Here is a 16,082-nt window from a genome sequence, read left to right as displayed (position 1 = left end):
CAAGCCAGAAGTTCGCGAGAAATATTCTGGACGAGCTGCAACCAGCGGTTATTATCTCGACGGAGAGGTGTGGGCGGACGGCGAGCGGCCAATATTTCAACATGGCTAACCGGGACATCACCGACTATACGGCGAAGGTTGATTATCTCTTTGACGGACAGGAGAACACGGTAGGGATTGGGGATGGCGGCAATGAGATTGGCATGGGCAACCTGGCGGAGCAGATAAAGAATGTTACTACCCTGGTGAAGAACCCGGCCGTTACCAGGGTGAATAAGCTGATTATCGCCAGCGTGTCTAACTGGGGGGCTTACGGACTCATCGCGTCGCTGTCCCGGCTTCGCGGCAGTAACCTACTGCCATCTGTGGAGTGGGAGAAGGAAATAATCAGGGAGATGGTGGTGAGGGGTGTGGTGGATGGCATGTCCGGCGAGAAGAAGCTGGGAGTAGATGGCTTTGACCTGGAGCAGAATGCCGAGATTCTCGCCCAATTACATAAACTCCTGGCGGCAGATGCATCTTGAGTGGAAAGCACTAAATCCTGATCACGAAATCCTAAACAATACCAAAATTAAAAATCTAAAATGATCGGAATTCCAACTTTTTGGACACGGTAATTTGAACTTGTTTAAGGCAATCTAAAGATGTCATTGCGAGACCATTCTGACCCCGTATCGGTGTACGGGGTAAACTCCGGCGGGAGGCTTCAGCCCGAGTTCAGCGTTCGACTGAGCTCACGCCGAAGTCCCGAGGGCTTCAGCCCGAGTTCAGCCCGAGGGCGAAGCAATCTGTGTGGGGAAGGGATGGTTGGAAGGGACATAACCTCCCCTCCCGGATTGCTTCGTCACTGCGTTCCTCGCAATGACAAGGGAGCCGTCTTCGGATAATCTCTTGATACTCTAGAGATTAGTATTTAGAATTTCCCGCTCCCAAGGGTCCCTTCATTTATTTTATTTGCTTGACCGGTCTTATTCTGATTCACTATACTACCGATTATTAAAAGTCAGCCCGGAATGGTATCAGCAGAAGGAGGAAAAGAATGGGGTATTTTACAAAGCCGGATAACTATGAGGAGATGGCGGAAAGGTATGGCCGGGGAATTGCCCCGGAATTGCCTCGGGAGGTCTGGCAGGGCCGGATTAGCCGCTGCCAAAGGAAATTGGAAGAAAGAGGACTTGACGCGCTGCTCATCTATACCAATGGCAACTATGTGGGGGGTCAGGAATGGGCACGGTATTTTACCAACTGGGTAGGCGGGGGACCACTCTGGCATGACGAGGTCTACATAATAATACCAGCTAAAGGCGAGCCGACCTGGGTGATGAACTGGCCGCAGTTCGTGGAGATTGCCCGGGAGGGGTCGCCGATGCAGGATATGAGGCTCTACCGGGGAACCGGGGAGGGGACTCTTTCCACGAGATGGGCGGCCCTGCCGCCCCTGCTGCAGGGTCTCTTCAAAGAGAAGGGGCTTGCCGGGAGCAAGGTCGGCTTTGCCCATGGAGGGGCCCAGGGTTCGTGGGGGGACATCACACCGCACCTGGCCTACAAAGCTATTCAGGAAGGCTGCGACAATGTGTTCCTGGTCGAAGCCTCCGACCTTTTATTCGACCTGATAATGGTCAAGACTGATTATGATATCAGGATGATGAGGCAGACCTGTGATTTGCTGGAAGATGCTCTGATGAGTGCCATAGATGCCTGCGGAGATGGTGTCCGTGAATATGAGGTTGCCCTGGCTTACTACCGTACTGCCTGGGAGGGGGGTTCGGAGGCAGCGTGCCGCTCGCATATGCACTTTAATTTCCGCCACCCCAGCTGCGGGGGAGGCAACCGCCCCTTCGAGTCGACCACCTACAAACTGAAGAAGGGGGATATGTTCTACCTTGATGTTGCCGTCAGGTACCAGGGCTATGTCGGGGATACCTCCCGGACTGTAGTCATCGGGGAGCCGAGCAAGGAGCAGCGGCAGGTATTTGAATGCCAGCCTGCGGATGCACCGGGCGATGGCCGATGTCCTCAAGCCCGGCGTCGCCATGGCCAAAGTGTATGATGAGTTCGAGCGGATGGCGCGGGAAGCCGAAAAGCTGGGCTTTAATAACTACCGGTACCACATGGTGCAGACCCACGGCATCGGCATCATGATGAATGAACCACCAGCCTGGAGCCAGCTCGATGTTGTCCTTAGGGAGAACATGATTATCAACCTGGAGCCGTCAGTGTATATCCCCTTCAAGCACCTGGGACGGGTTGAGGATACCTATCTGATTACCAAAGAGGGGCACGAACGACTCACCAGGCTGGACCAGGACCTGTATATCCGCTAGTCTCGCCAGGTAATGCAGTTGGTTGGAAATGGGGGGTGACTTGGTTTACAGAGGGATTCAATTGAATGCCCATCCCCCTGACCCCCTTCCCGCCGGGAAGGGGGAATCAAGTTAAAAGAGAGGGGGGCTTAGCCCCCTCTCTTAATCTCTTCCCCTTCTCCGGCCAGGAGAAGGGATAAAGCGGATATTTCAATAATCAGCCCGACAGGACACCAGTTTTGCCCTGAACCAGTTAATCCGCCCGGCTGTACCAGTTATTAGCTACTTCCGGCAAGCTCCATGCCTCTGCTGAGGGCCGTCATGTTAAGCTCGACCGCTCTGGGAAAACGCTCGCGTATTACCGGTTCCAGCGCTTCCTTGTCCAGGGGCAGCACGCCGGAACCGATGAGAGCCCCGGCCAGAATCACGTTGGCGACAATTGGATAACCCAATTTCTGCGCTTCCTCGGTGGCATTGATGAACCATGATTTCGCCGATAGCTCCCTGATTGTCCGGGTAAGCGTATCCATATCGGGATAATCGCTGTCACCCCGGGCGGCTTCGATGGAATATATCGGCCTCGGGTTTACTATGGTGGTGACCTCCGGATTGCCGTACTGAGCCAGCATCCGCAGGGCTTCCACCGGTTCCAGCGCCAGAATGACGTCAGCCCTTCCGTCAGGGACAAGCGGGCTGCATTGATTTTCTCTGGAGACTCTCACGTAATTCATCACCGAGCCACCCCTCTGGTTTGCCCCGTAGGTCTGCCCGAAAGTGACCATGTAGCCCTGCTGTAACAAAGCATTACAGACAAGCATGGATATGACCACGTTACCCTGCCCGGCAACACCAATGATAATTATGTTGAGCGGGTCCTTAATCAGTGTCTTCATCGTGCGGCTACTTCCTCCACTGTTTCTTTCTCGGGTGATGCTAATTTCTCTTTGATGATGGCTCCGTGCGGGCAGACATCAACACAGACGCCGCATCCGGCGCAAATAACATCGTCAATTTCCGCTTTGCCTGTCTGCCGGTTCCAGGTCAACCCGGTGCAGAGAAACACCCGGTTGCAGAACATGTCGCAACCGCAGTCCTCGCCGAGGCATTTCTCCAGGTCGACGTACACCCTGTAGGGAGCCGGTTCCCGTCTGGCTCTAATCAGTTCACATTCCCGCTGCATGATGACGACCCGGACACCCTTCACGTTTTCAATCATATCCAGCAGGGTTTCCGTAGTCTTGTTAAGCTCAAAGGGGTCACAAAGCTCAACCCGCGCCCCGATGGCGCGGCAGATAGCTTCAATACTCACTTTTTTGGCCGGGTCTCCCATTGCAGTTCTACCCGTTCCGGCATGGGGCTGGAAGCCGGTCATGGACGTGGCGCTGTTATCAAAAATGACCATGAGAACATCAGAATTATTGTAGATGGCGTCAATCAATCCCGGGATGGCAGCGTGATAGAAAGTGGAGTCGCCGCAGAAGGCGACCACCGGCTGGTCGAAACCGAACCGCCCCAGTTTGCCAAAGCCGTTGGCGTAACCGATACCGGCACCCATGCAGCCGCCGGTCTTGGTGATAAAAAAGCTGCCGGCGCCCCCTCCGCCGTAGCAACCGATATCACCGGCGCCGAAGCCCTCATGACCGGCCAGGGCGAGAGCCTTGTGGATTGCCCAGTGACTGGCTTTGTGGGGACAGCCGGGGCACAGGGTACCGCTGCGCGAGGTGACATAGCTCTTGGCGATTTCCTTTGCCTTGCGGTCATATTCAGCATCCCGGGCCTGATAGGTGACACCCATCAGACTGCTCAGCGCATTGATAATCAGGCTGGGGTCAAGCTCTCCATGACCGGGAATATGCCGGGAGCGCTTGCCGTAAAAAGCAGGGTGTGCGCTGCCGGAGGGCATATTACCGACCATCTCCAGAACGGCCTGTTCCACGAAGGGGTGTATTTCCTCAACGAAGAGCACTTTATCAGCTTTGCTCAGGTGTTTTTCTATCAATTTTTCCGGCAGTGGCCACAGGGTACCCAGTTTCAAGATTCCTACTTTATCCTCCAGCTTCAACAGTTTTACGGCATCCATTGAATAGAGGGATGAGGCGCCGCAGGTAATAATCAGTAGCTCGGCTTTATCCGGTCCCACATAGCGGTTGAAGGGTGAGGATTCGAAAATTTCCCGCGCCTTTTCCATCTTCTGGTGAAGCACGCCGTGCGGGTGCACGCCCGGTGTTCTCCCCCGTACTTTAGATTGGTCAAAATAGGCCTTGTGCTTAATTTCCGGTATCTCTCCCAGCTTAACGTTGCCCCGGGTGTGGGAAATCTTACTGACCGTCCGTAGCATACATATTGTGTTCACCTCTTCGGACAGGTCAAATAGCCATTTGGTCATGTCCTTGGCTTCCTGGAAATCACCCGGCTCGAGGAGCGGGATATCCAGCCAGCTGGCTACCGGCCGCGTGTCCTGTTCCTGGGAACTGTTGTGCGGGCCCGGGTCATCGGCGCAGACCAGTACCAGCCCCTTACCGACCCCCCTCATGACGAGATTGGACAAAAGGTCGGAACAAACATTTACCCCGTTTTGCTTCATCGGGGCTATCGAGCGAATACCGGCCAGGGAAGCGGCCGCGGCCGATTCCATGGCTACCATCTCATTTACCCCCCAGTCGGCGTAGATGCCTCTCCGCTTGGCCACCCCGGCGATGGTCGGGAGTATCTCCGATGCCGGTGTCCCGGGGTAGGAAGAAGCAAACCCTACCCCCGCCTCCAGTGCCCCGCGGGCGATAGCCTCATTTCCCATTAATAGTACTGTAGTACCGGGAGCATTTATATCAATATCTGCCATTTTGGTTTTCCTCCTTTGATTGGGACTGATTGTACTCCTTTCTCCATTATTTGCCAAGTATTTTCAAAATAGCTTAACGGGGAGAAAAAACTTAACTGAAAGTCACTGAACTATAACTTTCATTATAATCAAAACCGATAAAATTTTCAAAAAGTTGTATTGTTCAATCACTTTTGTGGTTACGGTAGATAAAAAGGGGTAATCCCCCTTCGGATTTACCCCCTTTAAGTGGAACCGCCTATTCAGTTGGCTGACTGAGATTAGTCTGGCTTTGGTTTACAGCCTTCCGGCAAGCCAGAAACGGCTCTTGGTTCTCATCGTATGGTCACGGCTCCAGGTCATGCACATCACCCGGCAAAGACCGCAGCCGTGGCATTTCTCCTGATCGACGACAATCTCGCCGTCGGATACTTTCAGCGCTCCTGAGGGGCATGCCGGAACACAGAACGGCTCAGCGCAGTGCTTGACACAAACTGTTTTAATCATCCTTTGATTTATACTCCTTTAACCCAGAATCTTGTCGACCTCTTCCCTGTCTGCATCCATCACATAAGGGATGCCGGAAACATCCGTTGCCTCGCGGGTCAATGACATGAGGTCGTTCCTGTCAATATATTCGAGGGCAAACTTGCGTTCGCCGGCCATGAGCTGGCGCAGCCCGGTGGCCAGGCGGTCATAATAGGTATAAATGCCTATGGCTGCCGGTGGGATTCGGCGGAAATCATTGCCGAACTTCTCTTTAAGCTGCTCGGCGGCCGTAAAAGTGCGCAGCAACATCTCATCGTATTCCTGTGCGCCCTGGTAGCTCTCCGTCATTAGTTCACCATGCGTCTTGCCGACCATAGCCGCGGTGAGGGTAGACCGTCCCATGCAGACTGACCTTATGTAAGGGGCGCCGAGGGCTAGCGCCTTGAAGACCTGGTCTTCAAGGGCGATGCCGCCGGCAATGGCGCAACTGGGAACGAATTTGCCCTTGTCATCCAGTCTTTTGAGATATTGATAGAGGAGGCTCTCCAGGTAAACCGTCGGTATACCCCACTCGTTCATCATTCTCCAGGGACTCATCCCGGTACCGCCGCCGGCACCGTCCACCGTAAGCAGGTCAATCCTGGCTTCGGAGCAATATTTCACCGCGCGGGCCAGATCGGCTGGTCTGTAGGCGCCGGTTTTGAGGGTGACATATTTGGCTCCCGCTTTTCTCAGTTCTTCCACTCTTTTCATGAAGGATTCCTCATCGACCATGCCCAGGCGAGAATGCCTCTCAAACTCGGTGATGCCACCGAGACGGTGAGCTTCCTGGACGAAAGGATTTTCCGGGTCGGGGAGAACTATATACCCTCTTTGCTTGAGCTGGAGCGCTCTTTCCAGGGTGGGTAGCTTGACCTCGCCGCCGATATTTTTGGCTCCCTGTCCCCATTTTATCTCGACGCCCTCAATGCCCAGTTTATCGATGACATACTCTTGAACACCAAGCCTGGTATCTTCCACGTTCGCCTGGATGAGCAGGGCTCCGTAGCCATCATACCAGTCCTGGTATACCTTGACTCTTCTCTCCATCTCCGGAGACCTGACTACTCTTCCGTTCTTGAATTCTGCCTTTGGGTCCATGGCGCAGACATTCTCACCGCAGACAAGTACCGCCCCGGATATGGCGATGGCGATAGCCGCGCCTTCCCAGTTTACCCGTGCGATTTCCGTAGAACCCAGGGCGCCGGTGAAGAAAGGCACCTTCATCTTTATCTTATCGGCACCGGCACCAATCTCGGTGGATAGGTCGACGGCGGAGAAAATGGCTTTGTCCGGGTCAGCTTCGATGCCGAACGCGCCTACGCAGCTTCCCTGGATGTTGAAATGAGAGAAATCAACCGGGTAGTCTTTCTCTCCTCCCGCGATGACCTTGCCAAAGGGTTGCGGGTAGATAACTTCTCTCCCTCTAAGCGCTGACCGTCCTACCTCGCAGTACCCCGGGCAACCATCAACACAGGTGACACACAGCCCGGATATGGGAGCCGGGTCTACCCTGGTCGTGGTTACTGTTGCCGCACTGGCATTAGGTTTACTAAAAGACACTGGTGGTTACCTCCTTATATTAGTGGTCTTCCTTCCACTATGGTTCGTTTGTTCCCGGGGTAAATTTGCCCGGAATGCAGAGCATAATTTATTCTTCCGTAAGGCACTGGTGACAATTCTACACTATTTTAGGCGGGATTAGCAAGCGGCCACCGGAAGCCACATTCCGGTTGATTTCCCTGTAAGGGTCCAATTACTGGGACCGCTAAATGAGAAGCGAACTGACCAGCAGCAGTCTTCATTTGACATCCAGTGCCAATTACGCTATTTTGTGCCTGTCTCCACCTGCTGAATAGTCAGATGTAAAGGAAGGTTGAGTATGAAAGATGACGATTCCCGAATACAGTATGGCTCCGATTTGATGGCAGAAATGCTGCGTAGGCTGGACATCAAGTATGCGGTCACGATGCCGGGCTCGAGCTACCGCGGACTTCATGACTCGATTGTGAACTACCTGGGTAATACCGGGCCGGAGGTGATTCTCTGCGCTCATGAGGGTATCGCCGTGGCGATGGCTCACGGGTACGGGAAGGTTGCCGGTAAGCCGGTAGCAGCCATGCTGCATAATGTCCTGGGACTGCTGCACGGAACCATGGCTATCTATAATGCCTGGGTTGACGAAGCCCCGATGCTGGTCATCGGCGGTACCGGGCCGATGGGCATCGAGAAGAGACGTCCGGCGATAGACTGGATGCATACCGCCCTGATTCAGGGGAATGTGGTGCGGGACTACGTGAAGTGGGACGACCAGCCCGGCAGTTTAGCCAGTATCCCCGATTCTTTTCTGCGGGCTTACCAGTTGGCGGTTACCGACCCGCAGGGGCCGGTCTATATCTGCCTCGATGCCAGACTGCAGGAGGAGTTACTTACTGAAAAAATACCCCTTCCTCTGGTGGAGCGTTATCCTCGGCCATCGTCGCCGCAGGTGGATGCGGACACGGTTGACCGGGTGGCAAAGCTGCTGGTGGAGGCGTCAAATCCGGTGGTTATCGCCGATTTTATGGGTAGAAACCCGTCGGCGGTAGTCTCACTGGTGGAACTGGCTGAGCTAATGGCGCTGCCGGTTATCGATGCCGGCGGGCGGTTCAACTTCCCCAGCACCCACCCCCTTGACCTCACCGGTGGCCAGAGGGAACTGCTCCGGGAAGCTGATCTGGTGCTGGCGCTGGATGTCCATCATCTGGACAGGCACCTGAACATTGCCAGGTGGGACACCAGGGAGAGCGAGAATATTATTCCCGCCGGATGCCGTATAGTGCACTTTACCCAGCAACACCTGGGAATGAAAAGCTGGTCTCAAGCCTACGGCAAGCTGGTAGCGGTGGATATACCGGTTACCGCCAGCACCGCCCTGGCCCTGCCCGCGCTCACCGTAGCCTGCCGTGACCTGCTCACTGAAAAGAGGCGTGGTGAGCTGAAAGAAAGGTTTGCCAGCCTTAAGGCTAAACATGAGGCATTGCGTCAACAGTGGCAGGCGATGGCGGAAAATGAGAGAGGGAAAAGCCCCATCCCCATTCCCTGGCTGGTCAAACAGGTGTGGGAAGCGGTCAAGGATGAGGACTGGGCACTGGTCAGCGGGGATATGGTGGGCTGGGCGAGGCGTCTCTGGGACTGGGAGAAACCCTATCAGTATGTCGGTACGGTGGGACTGGGGGGTGGCCTGGGACATTCCCTGGGGGCGGCGCTGGCACACCAGCCGGAAGGACGGCTGTGCATTGATTTTCAGCCGGACGGCGATTTCCTGTTCACTCCGGCCGGATTATGGACGGCAGCCCATCACCAAATACCCATGCTGGTTATTATGAACAATAACCGCTCCTACTATAACAGCGAGCTGCATCAGCAGATGGTGGCGGAGACCAGGAAACGCCCGCTGGAGAAAAGAGTAATCGGTACCCGTATCGAGGACCCCAATGTGGACTATGCCAGCCTGGCCCGCTCCTTTGGTCTCTACGTGGTGGGGCCGGTGGAGAAGCCGGAAGACCTGCTGCCGGTGCTGAAAGATGCTGTGAAGGTCGTCAAGGAGAAGAAACAACTGGCTCTGGTGGACGTGGTTACACAGCGTGAGCGCTGATATGACTACAGATTAGCCAGTGCTAAGTTGCCTTAATAACAGGTAAAAGAAGCTTCTCTCCCCTTGCGGGAGAGATATGAGTGAGGGGTGCATATTCAGGTATCACCCTCACCCTCGTATCAAGTACGGGGCAAGCTTTAGTCCTCTCCCGTTAAGGGAGAGGAAATATTACGGTTAATATTTCTGATCAGGAGTCTAATCAGAAGGGAGGACTATCGCCATGAGAGAGAAGAAAACAAAAGGGTGGGGTAAGGAGGACTATCCTTATCCCGAGGGGGCGGCCTATATCGAGTGCGACGAGTTGAAATGCGTCGGCTGCGGCATCTGCCAGATGGCCTGCTCGGTGCAGCACTTCGGGGTGATTAACAAAGATCTCTCCCGGATTCAGGTGCGCAAATACCTCTTGCCGCTGCCCAAGGCGGTGCAGGTGACCTGTGTGCAGTGCCCTCCCCAGGAAAGGGAGTGCCAGAAAGCCTGCCCGGTCGACCCGCCCGCCGTCTACTTCGACCGGGAGACGCTGCACATGGTCGTTGACGAGGAGAGGTGCCTGGGGCAGGAATGTCTCCTCTGTAAACGCGCCTGTTCCGCCGACGCCATCAGAATCTATCCGTCGCAATCGGACAAGCCCTTCGTCTGTGATTTGTGCGATACCAGGAACAGGGGCAACCGTAACCCGCAGTGCGTCAATGTATGTCCTTACGGCGCCCTCTACTACAAGAGCAGCGCCGCCCGCTTCGGCTACTCGATACACGATATCATGCGCAAGCATGCCGATGAGAAGGCGGAACTGCTTGCCCGAAGGTTATATCCCCTGAAAAAAGAAAGTATGGGCTATCCGGGGTGGAAATAAATGAGCGAAATAAGATTTAATCTGCTGGAAGTAGACCTGACCCGGGAGACGAGCCGGGTGGTGGACGTTACCGATGACGTCAAAAAATACCTGGGGGCCAGAGGACTGGCCAACAAGTTGATATGGGAACTGGTACCGGCGGGTGCCGACCCTCTCGGGCCGGACAATATCCTGCATGTCGGCGTCGGGCCGCTGACCGGCATCATGGGTACCAAGACCATCCTCAGCTTTAAGTCGCCGTTGACCGGCTGGGCGGGGCGCAGCAGCGTCTCCGGCTATATCGGCGACGAGATAATGAGGGCGCGCTATAATGCCGGCATACTGATTAAAGGCAAAGCCAGCAGGCCGGTCTATCTCTACGTCCATGATGACGAGGTGAAAATTATGGACGCCTCCGACCTCTGGGGCAAGTGGAAACAGGAGACGGAAGTTGCTATCAGGGACCGCTTGAACAAGGAGACTGGTGAGATGTTCGGCGTGCTCTGCATCGGCCCGGCCGGGGAAAACATGGTGCGGTATGCCAATGCCACCACCGAGTTTGTCCATTCCGCCTCCAAGTGGGGCTGTGGTGCCGTGATGGGTTCCAAGAACCTGAAGGCTATCGCCGTCAAGGGTACCAAAGGGCCTCTCTACGCCGACCATAAGAAGGCCTGGCAGCTCTTCCGTACCTACGCTACCAGCCCGAAGACGGCGCTGCGCAAGCTGGATGAAAGCCGCTGGGGGCACGCCTCCTCCCCGGCCGCCTTACTCCGCTACGCTAACGAGGGTATCAAGAACAACCACCTGGGCTACCATGAGGTTGCTGAGAGGAGCAGCTATTTCGAGCATAACCTCAAGTACTATGCCTGGACGGACGGCTGCCCCGGCTGTGCCGCCGCCTGTTTTGTGCCCTATTTCAAGAACAGCCCGCAGGGCGCTTTCGGAGGGGAGTTCCGCCATGACAACCTGGGCGGCTTCAATGCCAATATCATGCTCGGCTTTGAAGAGATGATTGAAATCGCCGCCCTGGAAGACGAGCTGGGCATGGATGGTGAAGAGCTTGGCGGCATCGTAGCCTGGGCGATTGACCTTTACGAGCACGGCATCATCAGCAGAGAAGACCTCGGTGGACTGGAACTGAAGTGGGGGGATGTAGAGTCGACCTGCGAGTTGATGAAGAAGATTGCCTACCGGGATGGGCGTGCGGCGGCCGCCCTGGCGGATGGGTTCCGGCGCGCCTATCAGGTGTTTGGCGAGAAGTCGAAGTGGTACGCTTTCGAGGTCCATGGCTGCGCCGCGCCGACCTATGATGTCAGGAACAGGTATCACGGTATGGGTCTGGCCGCCGGTACCAGTCACAACGGCGCGCGGATGGGGTCGGGAATTGACTCCGCTTTGAGAGAGGCGGCCACAATCTGCAATTTTGCCATGCCTCCCTTTAACCAGATATGGGGTCCCGATGAGGTAGTGGTAAAGGAGTTCTTGAACGCGGTCTGCGGCTGGGAGGTGACACCGGAAGATGTCAAGCAGATAGCGTTGCGGAACTACTACTTCAACCGCTGCCTCAGTCTCCGTGAAGGATACCGCCCCGATAAGGATGACACTCTGCCGCCGCGTGCCTTCGATGAGCCTATCACCGATAAGTACGGCACTACCTGGGTGTGGGACAAGTCCGAGTTTGATGACGAGAAGCGGAAGTACTACGTGGAGAAACTGAAGCTGACCGAATCCGGGCTGCCTCCGATGGATGGCCTGCAGCGCCTCGGCCTCGACTTTGTCATCCCGGTGCTGGAGCCGATGGGGGTGGTGGGGTAGATTGGGAACAGGAGGGAGACCTCTATTAGTCAGGGGGAGTTAGAGCTTATCTGAAAACGGTTTCTTCGTCATTGCGAGGAACGAAGTGACGAAGCAATCCGGGGGATGGCGTTCCCACCTCCCGGATTGCTTCGCCCTCGGGCTGAAGCCTTCCGACTTTGTCAGAATGGAATCGCAATGATATTTTCAGACGACCTCTTATCAAAAATTATCTCTGTTTCTGAGAGAAGGGTATACAGGGGGTGAGGGTGCCTGATGATAATCTTGCAGTAAAACCGAAGTTTCCGAAAATTGAATACCCCCTGTATAATATAATAAGAGGTGGCTGACTGTAATCATGGCTAAGGTGAAACTGGAAGTCCTGCTGGCGCTGGCGGAGACACTGGGTATGCCGGAGACCAGCGAGGAAAAAATTGGGGAGTCGGGGGACGGAGCTACTCCGGTCAGGGATATGCTTGTCCGTCTTGCTACCCGCTACCCGCGCTTCAGCCAGACGGTGTTTGATGCTGATACCCGCAGGATGACCGGGCGGGTGGCGGTCTTTTTTAACGGCCGTCCCCTGGAGTTGACCGATGACGGGCTGCAGACCGGGTTAAAAGACGGTGATACGCTGACCTTCGTCCCGCTTATCGAGGGGGGATAGTGACAGATGCTTGATCGCAGTCTGAGAGACCGCTACTCCCGGCAGACCATGTTCCCGCCCATCGGGGAAGCCGGACAGGTGAAGCTGAACAACAGCACGGCGATTGTCATTGGCTGCGGGGCGCTGGGCAGCAACATCGCCAACTTGCTGGTGCGGGCTGGTGTCGGCAGGGTCAGGATTGTCGACCGTGATTTCATTGAATACCACAACCTTCAGCGCCAGGTGCTCTTCGACGAGGACGATATCAAAGCCGGACTGCCCAAGGCAATCGCCGCCGAGCGGCACCTTAAAAAAGTCAACTCTACCGTGGCAATTGAGGGCATTGTTGCCGATGTCAACTACACCAATATCGAGCGGTTTTGCCGTGATGCCGACGTGATTCTGGACGGGCTGGACAACTTCGAGACCCGGTTTCTGATAAATGATGTTGCCTTAAAGCATAAAATACCCTGGGTCTATGGCGGTGCGATTGCCTCCAGCGGCATGACCATGACCGTAGTACCGGGAGAATCTCCCTGCCTGAGATGCCTTTTCTCGGTTGTTCCCGAAGGCGGTAACAGCCTGACCTGCGAGACGGCGGGAATAGTGGGCACTGTCCCGGCGATTATCGGTTCACTGCAGGCAACCGAAGCGATAAAACTGTTGATTGGGGCGGAACCGGTCAACCGGGGACTGACCGTCATCGATGCCTGGAAGGGGACGTTCAATAACCTCAAGATAGAGTCTCGAGCTGACTGCCCGGCCTGTAACGGCAGGTACGAGTTCCTGGAGACGAAGTTTGTCGTCAAGACCACCTCGCTCTGCGGGCAGTCCCGGGCAGTCCAGGTGCTCAACACCGGATTGAGCCGGGTGGCTTTCGACGATATGGCTGAGAGGCTGCGCCCGGCGGGTGAGGTGACCTATAACGAGTTTATGCTCCGTTTCACGGCAGACGGGTACGAAATCTTTGTCTTTCCCGACGGCCGCGCCATCATCAAGAACACCAATGATGAGGCTAAAGCCAGGGAGCTTTACGCTAAGTACGTTGCCGGGCTGGAGTAGTATTCCATCCGCCTAAAAGCCAGGCGAATGACCTCATTCCTTGGGGAAGAGATTGAAGAGAGGCTGCTTTACAATTAGAGTTTTCAATAACCACCACTCTACCGGATAATCACGTCATTGCGAGCGTAGCGAAGCAATCCGTGAAGCGGGGAAACGGATTGCTTCGTCACTGCGTTCCTCGCAATGACAGAAAGGCTCCTTTGGACGGTTTCCCTAGAGGATGGGTTCCCCATTCCTGACGAAGACTATAGGCATTATCAGAACTCGTCCGAGTTGAGGCTTAAAAGCTGCTCATAGCTGAAAACGGGGCCGTCCCGGCAGACGTACAGGCTGCCGATGTTACAGCGACCGCACATTCCCACCCCACACTTCATCCTCATCTCCAGCGAAAGCAGTATTTTCTCCGGGGAGAACCCCAGTTCATTGAGTACAGGTAAGGTGAACTTTATCATTGCCGGAGGGCCGCAGACGATGGCGTAAGCGTCCTTGGCATCGGGAGCGACCTCTTTAGTGATTGCCGGAACAAACCCGACGTGCCCCGCCCATCCCTCCGCCGCCGTATCGACAGTGAGATGCAGGTTGAGATCGGTTCTTTCGCCCCACTGCTCAAGGTCGTCCCTGTAGAGCAGCAGTCCCGGCCTTCTGGCCCCGTAGATAATGGTAATTTCACCGAAGCTGCTGCGGTTGGTCTCGTCTATTAGAAAGTGGGTGAGCGCTCTCAGGGTGGAGAAGCCGAAACCGCCGCCAATCATGACGATATTCTGGCCCTTGAGGGTCTCGATGGGGTAGCCGTTACCCAGTGGGCCCCTGACCCCCACCATCTCTCCGCTCTCCAGGTTGTGCAGGGCGGTGGTTACCACCCCTGCTCTGCTGACGGTGAACTCGAGGTGTCCCGGCTGAGACATGGCCGCCATGCCGAAGGGGGCTTCTCCCTTGCCCAGTATTGATAGCTCGGCGAACTGCCCGGGGATAAAGTTGAAGTTGCCCTCCCCGTCTTTGCTGACAATGGACAGGTGGAAGGTCTTGACCGAACTGTCGTCGGTCTCCACCACTACTTTTTCTATCTTCGCCGGTACGGGCAAATACGGGTTCTTCATCCGCTGGCTTTCACCTCCAGGATAGTGTTGACGACCCGGCGGATATCCAGGTTCACCGGGCACTCGGTGACGCAGCGGCCGCAGCCCACGCAGCTAATCCGGCCGTGATGGTCGACGGTATAGCTGAACTTGTCCATTACCCGCTGCCGCAGCCTCTCTTTGACAGTGTGCCGGGGATTCATCCCGGAAGCCTGCAGGGTGAACAGGGGGAACTGGCAGGAGTCCCAGATGCGCAGTCGCTCGCCGCCATCCCCCGCCCTTTCATCGACGATATCAAAGCAGTGACAGGTGGGGCAGAGATAGGTACAGACTCCGCAACCAAGGCACTTCTCCGCCAGCGAGTGCCAGACCGGGGCGGCGGAGAGGCTGTCCAGTTTTTCCTTCAATCCTTCGGTATTCAATACGGGTGGTATCGCGGCTTCAGCGTTGCCGGTTACCTGTTGTGCCAGAGATAGCTCGTCTTCAGTGGCAGCAACGGTTTCGGGGGCGTCGGCCAGCAGTTGTCTCCCCCGGTCGGTTAGTGCCTGAGCAAGATATTCATCGCCGATATCGGTCAGCATGATGTCCGAGCCTTCGGTGGAGAACGGGCCTCCGCCCACCGAGGTGCAGAAGCAGCCCGCACCGGGCTTCAGGCAACCCAGGCTGACCACGATGGTATTGGCTCTCCTTTGCAGGTAGTAGGGGTCTTGATACACTCCATCGAAGACCCTGTCCAGAAGGGTAAAGCTTCGGGCGTCACAGGGATGGATGCCGAAGATTAACCGGGGCTTTTCCGGGGCGGGTGGCACCTCTATCTTGTCGGCGTCTTTAGCCGAGCTGTAGCGGAATAGCGTTTCTTTCTGGGCGAAAAGCGCCCTCTTGGGGGGTATTTTCGAGTTGTGATAGTCGAGGATGGCCTCATCGCCGGAGGTTATTGCCTCAAAGAGGATAATGCTATCCCTCTCCACCGGCGCCAGTATTTCATATCCGGCGCTCAGTCTATTGAGCAGATTGGCGATATCTTTTTTCTGAATAATTCTGGATTCCATACCAATAACCTGTCTCAGGGATTTAACATAAACTTATCCGGGTCATCGGGTCTGAAGGTGGCTAAGGGGGCCAACTCCTCCAGGCTCATTCCGGCTTGATAGCTGAAGAGGTTCTTGACGTCTCCGACCAGCTTGGTGTTCAGCTTGCGGATGTCTACGCCCATAGGGCAGGCGCGCTCGCAAGCGCCGCACTCCACGCAGCGTCCCGCCAGGTCGAAGGCGCGCATAATGTGGAAGATGGCGGTATCGCTGGCGCTGGTCGTCTTGCCGACCCACTGCGGCCGGGAACGGTCGACAAAGCACTGCTGGCAATAGCAGAGGGGGCAGGCATTCCGGCAGGCAT

15 protein-coding genes are annotated in these 16,082 nt (G+C 55.7%); 8 read left to right on the top strand and 7 right to left on the bottom strand.

What is annotated here, in order from left to right; genetic code table 11:
* The 3 genes from Q8Q07_09240 to Q8Q07_09230 all read left to right on the top strand — a co-directional run.
* On the top strand, window positions 1-524 hold a 524-nt coding region (locus Q8Q07_09240; GenBank protein MDP3880469.1), incomplete at its 5' end, for a DUF4392 domain-containing protein.
* A gap of 515 nt (window positions 525-1,039) precedes the next feature.
* Entirely contained in the window at window positions 1,040-2,050 is a 1,011-nt protein-coding gene (locus tag Q8Q07_09235; protein ID MDP3880468.1) for a M24 family metallopeptidase, read from the top strand.
* Window positions 2,004-2,324: a M24 family metallopeptidase gene (locus Q8Q07_09230; GenBank protein MDP3880467.1), complete on the top strand. Its 321-nt coding sequence runs from the start codon at window positions 2,004-2,006 to the stop codon at window positions 2,322-2,324. The genes Q8Q07_09235 and Q8Q07_09230 overlap by 47 nt, the downstream gene beginning before the upstream one ends.
* 257 nt (window positions 2,325-2,581) lie before the next feature.
* Here the strand turns inward: Q8Q07_09230 and Q8Q07_09225 are convergent, their stop codons facing one another.
* The 4 genes from Q8Q07_09225 to Q8Q07_09210 all read right to left on the bottom strand — a co-directional run bounded on the left by Q8Q07_09225 (window position 2,582) and on the right by Q8Q07_09210 (window position 7,212).
* Window positions 2,582-3,196, bottom strand: a complete 615-nt coding sequence (locus tag Q8Q07_09225; protein ID MDP3880466.1) for an indolepyruvate oxidoreductase subunit beta — start codon at window positions 3,194-3,196, stop codon at window positions 2,582-2,584.
* Window positions 3,193-5,142, bottom strand: coding sequence for an indolepyruvate ferredoxin oxidoreductase subunit alpha (locus Q8Q07_09220; GenBank protein MDP3880465.1), 1,950 nt, complete (start codon window positions 5,140-5,142; stop codon window positions 3,193-3,195). Before Q8Q07_09220 ends, Q8Q07_09225 begins: the two co-directional genes overlap by 4 nt.
* Before the next feature lie 276 nt (window positions 5,143-5,418).
* Entirely contained in the window at window positions 5,419-5,628 is a 210-nt protein-coding gene (locus Q8Q07_09215; GenBank protein MDP3880464.1) for a 4Fe-4S binding protein, read from the bottom strand.
* A gap of 18 nt (window positions 5,629-5,646) precedes the next feature.
* Complete coding sequence (locus Q8Q07_09210) at window positions 5,647-7,212, bottom strand: FMN-binding glutamate synthase family protein (protein ID MDP3880463.1); 1,566 nt, start codon at window positions 7,210-7,212, stop codon at window positions 5,647-5,649.
* Between the two features lie 319 nt (window positions 7,213-7,531).
* On the opposite strand from Q8Q07_09210, the gene Q8Q07_09205 reads away from it, so the two are divergent.
* From Q8Q07_09205 to Q8Q07_09185, 5 genes are all read left to right on the top strand, one after another.
* Entirely contained in the window at window positions 7,532-9,286 is a 1,755-nt protein-coding gene (locus Q8Q07_09205) for a thiamine pyrophosphate-binding protein (GenBank protein ID MDP3880462.1), read from the top strand.
* Between the two features lie 220 nt (window positions 9,287-9,506).
* Window positions 9,507-10,136: a 4Fe-4S dicluster domain-containing protein gene (locus Q8Q07_09200; GenBank protein ID MDP3880461.1), complete on the top strand. Its 630-nt coding sequence runs from the start codon at window positions 9,507-9,509 to the stop codon at window positions 10,134-10,136.
* A complete protein-coding gene (locus tag Q8Q07_09195; GenBank protein MDP3880460.1) occupies window positions 10,137-11,930 on the top strand; it encodes an aldehyde ferredoxin oxidoreductase N-terminal domain-containing protein in 1,794 nt (597 codons plus the stop codon).
* A 337-nt stretch (window positions 11,931-12,267) separates the two neighbouring features.
* Entirely contained in the window at window positions 12,268-12,573 is a 306-nt protein-coding gene (locus Q8Q07_09190) for a MoaD/ThiS family protein (GenBank protein MDP3880459.1), read from the top strand.
* Window positions 12,574-12,579: 6 nt separating this feature from the next.
* Complete coding sequence (locus Q8Q07_09185; GenBank protein ID MDP3880458.1) at window positions 12,580-13,614, top strand: ThiF family adenylyltransferase; 1,035 nt, start codon at window positions 12,580-12,582, stop codon at window positions 13,612-13,614.
* A gap of 257 nt (window positions 13,615-13,871) precedes the next feature.
* On the opposite strand, the gene Q8Q07_09180 is transcribed toward Q8Q07_09185, so the two are convergent.
* From Q8Q07_09180 to Q8Q07_09170, 3 genes are all read right to left on the bottom strand, one after another.
* A complete protein-coding gene (locus Q8Q07_09180; protein MDP3880457.1) occupies window positions 13,872-14,711 on the bottom strand; it encodes an FAD/NAD(P)-binding protein in 840 nt (279 codons plus the stop codon).
* A complete protein-coding gene (locus tag Q8Q07_09175; GenBank protein ID MDP3880456.1) occupies window positions 14,708-15,739 on the bottom strand; it encodes a 4Fe-4S dicluster domain-containing protein in 1,032 nt (343 codons plus the stop codon). Before Q8Q07_09175 ends, Q8Q07_09180 begins: the two co-directional genes overlap by 4 nt.
* Before the next feature lie 14 nt (window positions 15,740-15,753).
* Window positions 15,754-16,082: 4Fe-4S dicluster domain-containing protein (locus tag Q8Q07_09170; protein ID MDP3880455.1), on the bottom strand; the 329-nt coding region annotated here is incomplete at its 5' end.

The organism is Dehalococcoidales bacterium (assembly GCA_030698765.1).
Classification (GTDB): domain Bacteria; phylum Chloroflexota; class Dehalococcoidia; order Dehalococcoidales; family UBA2162; genus JAUYMF01.
The sequence above is the reverse complement of the archived record's forward strand: the minus strand, read 5'-3'. Positions and strand labels throughout refer to the sequence as shown.

Excerpts from the sequence above, each read along its gene's own strand:
- Q8Q07_09190 (MDP3880459.1), top strand. The coding sequence starts at position 12,268 with ATGGCTAAGGTGAAACTGGAAGTCCTGCTGGCGCTGGCGGAGACACTG.
- Q8Q07_09230 (MDP3880467.1), top strand. The coding sequence starts at position 2,004 with ATGGCCGATGTCCTCAAGCCCGGCGTCGCCATGGCCAAAGTGTATGAT.
- Q8Q07_09225 (MDP3880466.1), bottom strand. The coding sequence starts at position 3,196 with ATGAAGACACTGATTAAGGACCCGCTCAACATAATTATCATTGGTGTT.
- Q8Q07_09235 (MDP3880468.1), top strand. The coding sequence starts at position 1,040 with ATGGGGTATTTTACAAAGCCGGATAACTATGAGGAGATGGCGGAAAGG.
- Q8Q07_09175 (MDP3880456.1), bottom strand. The coding sequence starts at position 15,739 with ATGGAATCCAGAATTATTCAGAAAAAAGATATCGCCAATCTGCTCAAT.
- Q8Q07_09185 (MDP3880458.1), top strand. The coding sequence starts at position 12,580 with ATGCTTGATCGCAGTCTGAGAGACCGCTACTCCCGGCAGACCATGTTC.
- Q8Q07_09180 (MDP3880457.1), bottom strand. The coding sequence starts at position 14,711 with ATGAAGAACCCGTATTTGCCCGTACCGGCGAAGATAGAAAAAGTAGTG.
- Q8Q07_09200 (MDP3880461.1), top strand. The coding sequence starts at position 9,507 with ATGAGAGAGAAGAAAACAAAAGGGTGGGGTAAGGAGGACTATCCTTAT.
- Q8Q07_09215 (MDP3880464.1), bottom strand. The coding sequence starts at position 5,628 with ATGATTAAAACAGTTTGTGTCAAGCACTGCGCTGAGCCGTTCTGTGTT.
- Q8Q07_09220 (MDP3880465.1), bottom strand. The coding sequence starts at position 5,142 with ATGGCAGATATTGATATAAATGCTCCCGGTACTACAGTACTATTAATG.
- Q8Q07_09205 (MDP3880462.1), top strand. The coding sequence starts at position 7,532 with ATGAAAGATGACGATTCCCGAATACAGTATGGCTCCGATTTGATGGCA.
- Q8Q07_09195 (MDP3880460.1), top strand. The coding sequence starts at position 10,137 with ATGAGCGAAATAAGATTTAATCTGCTGGAAGTAGACCTGACCCGGGAG.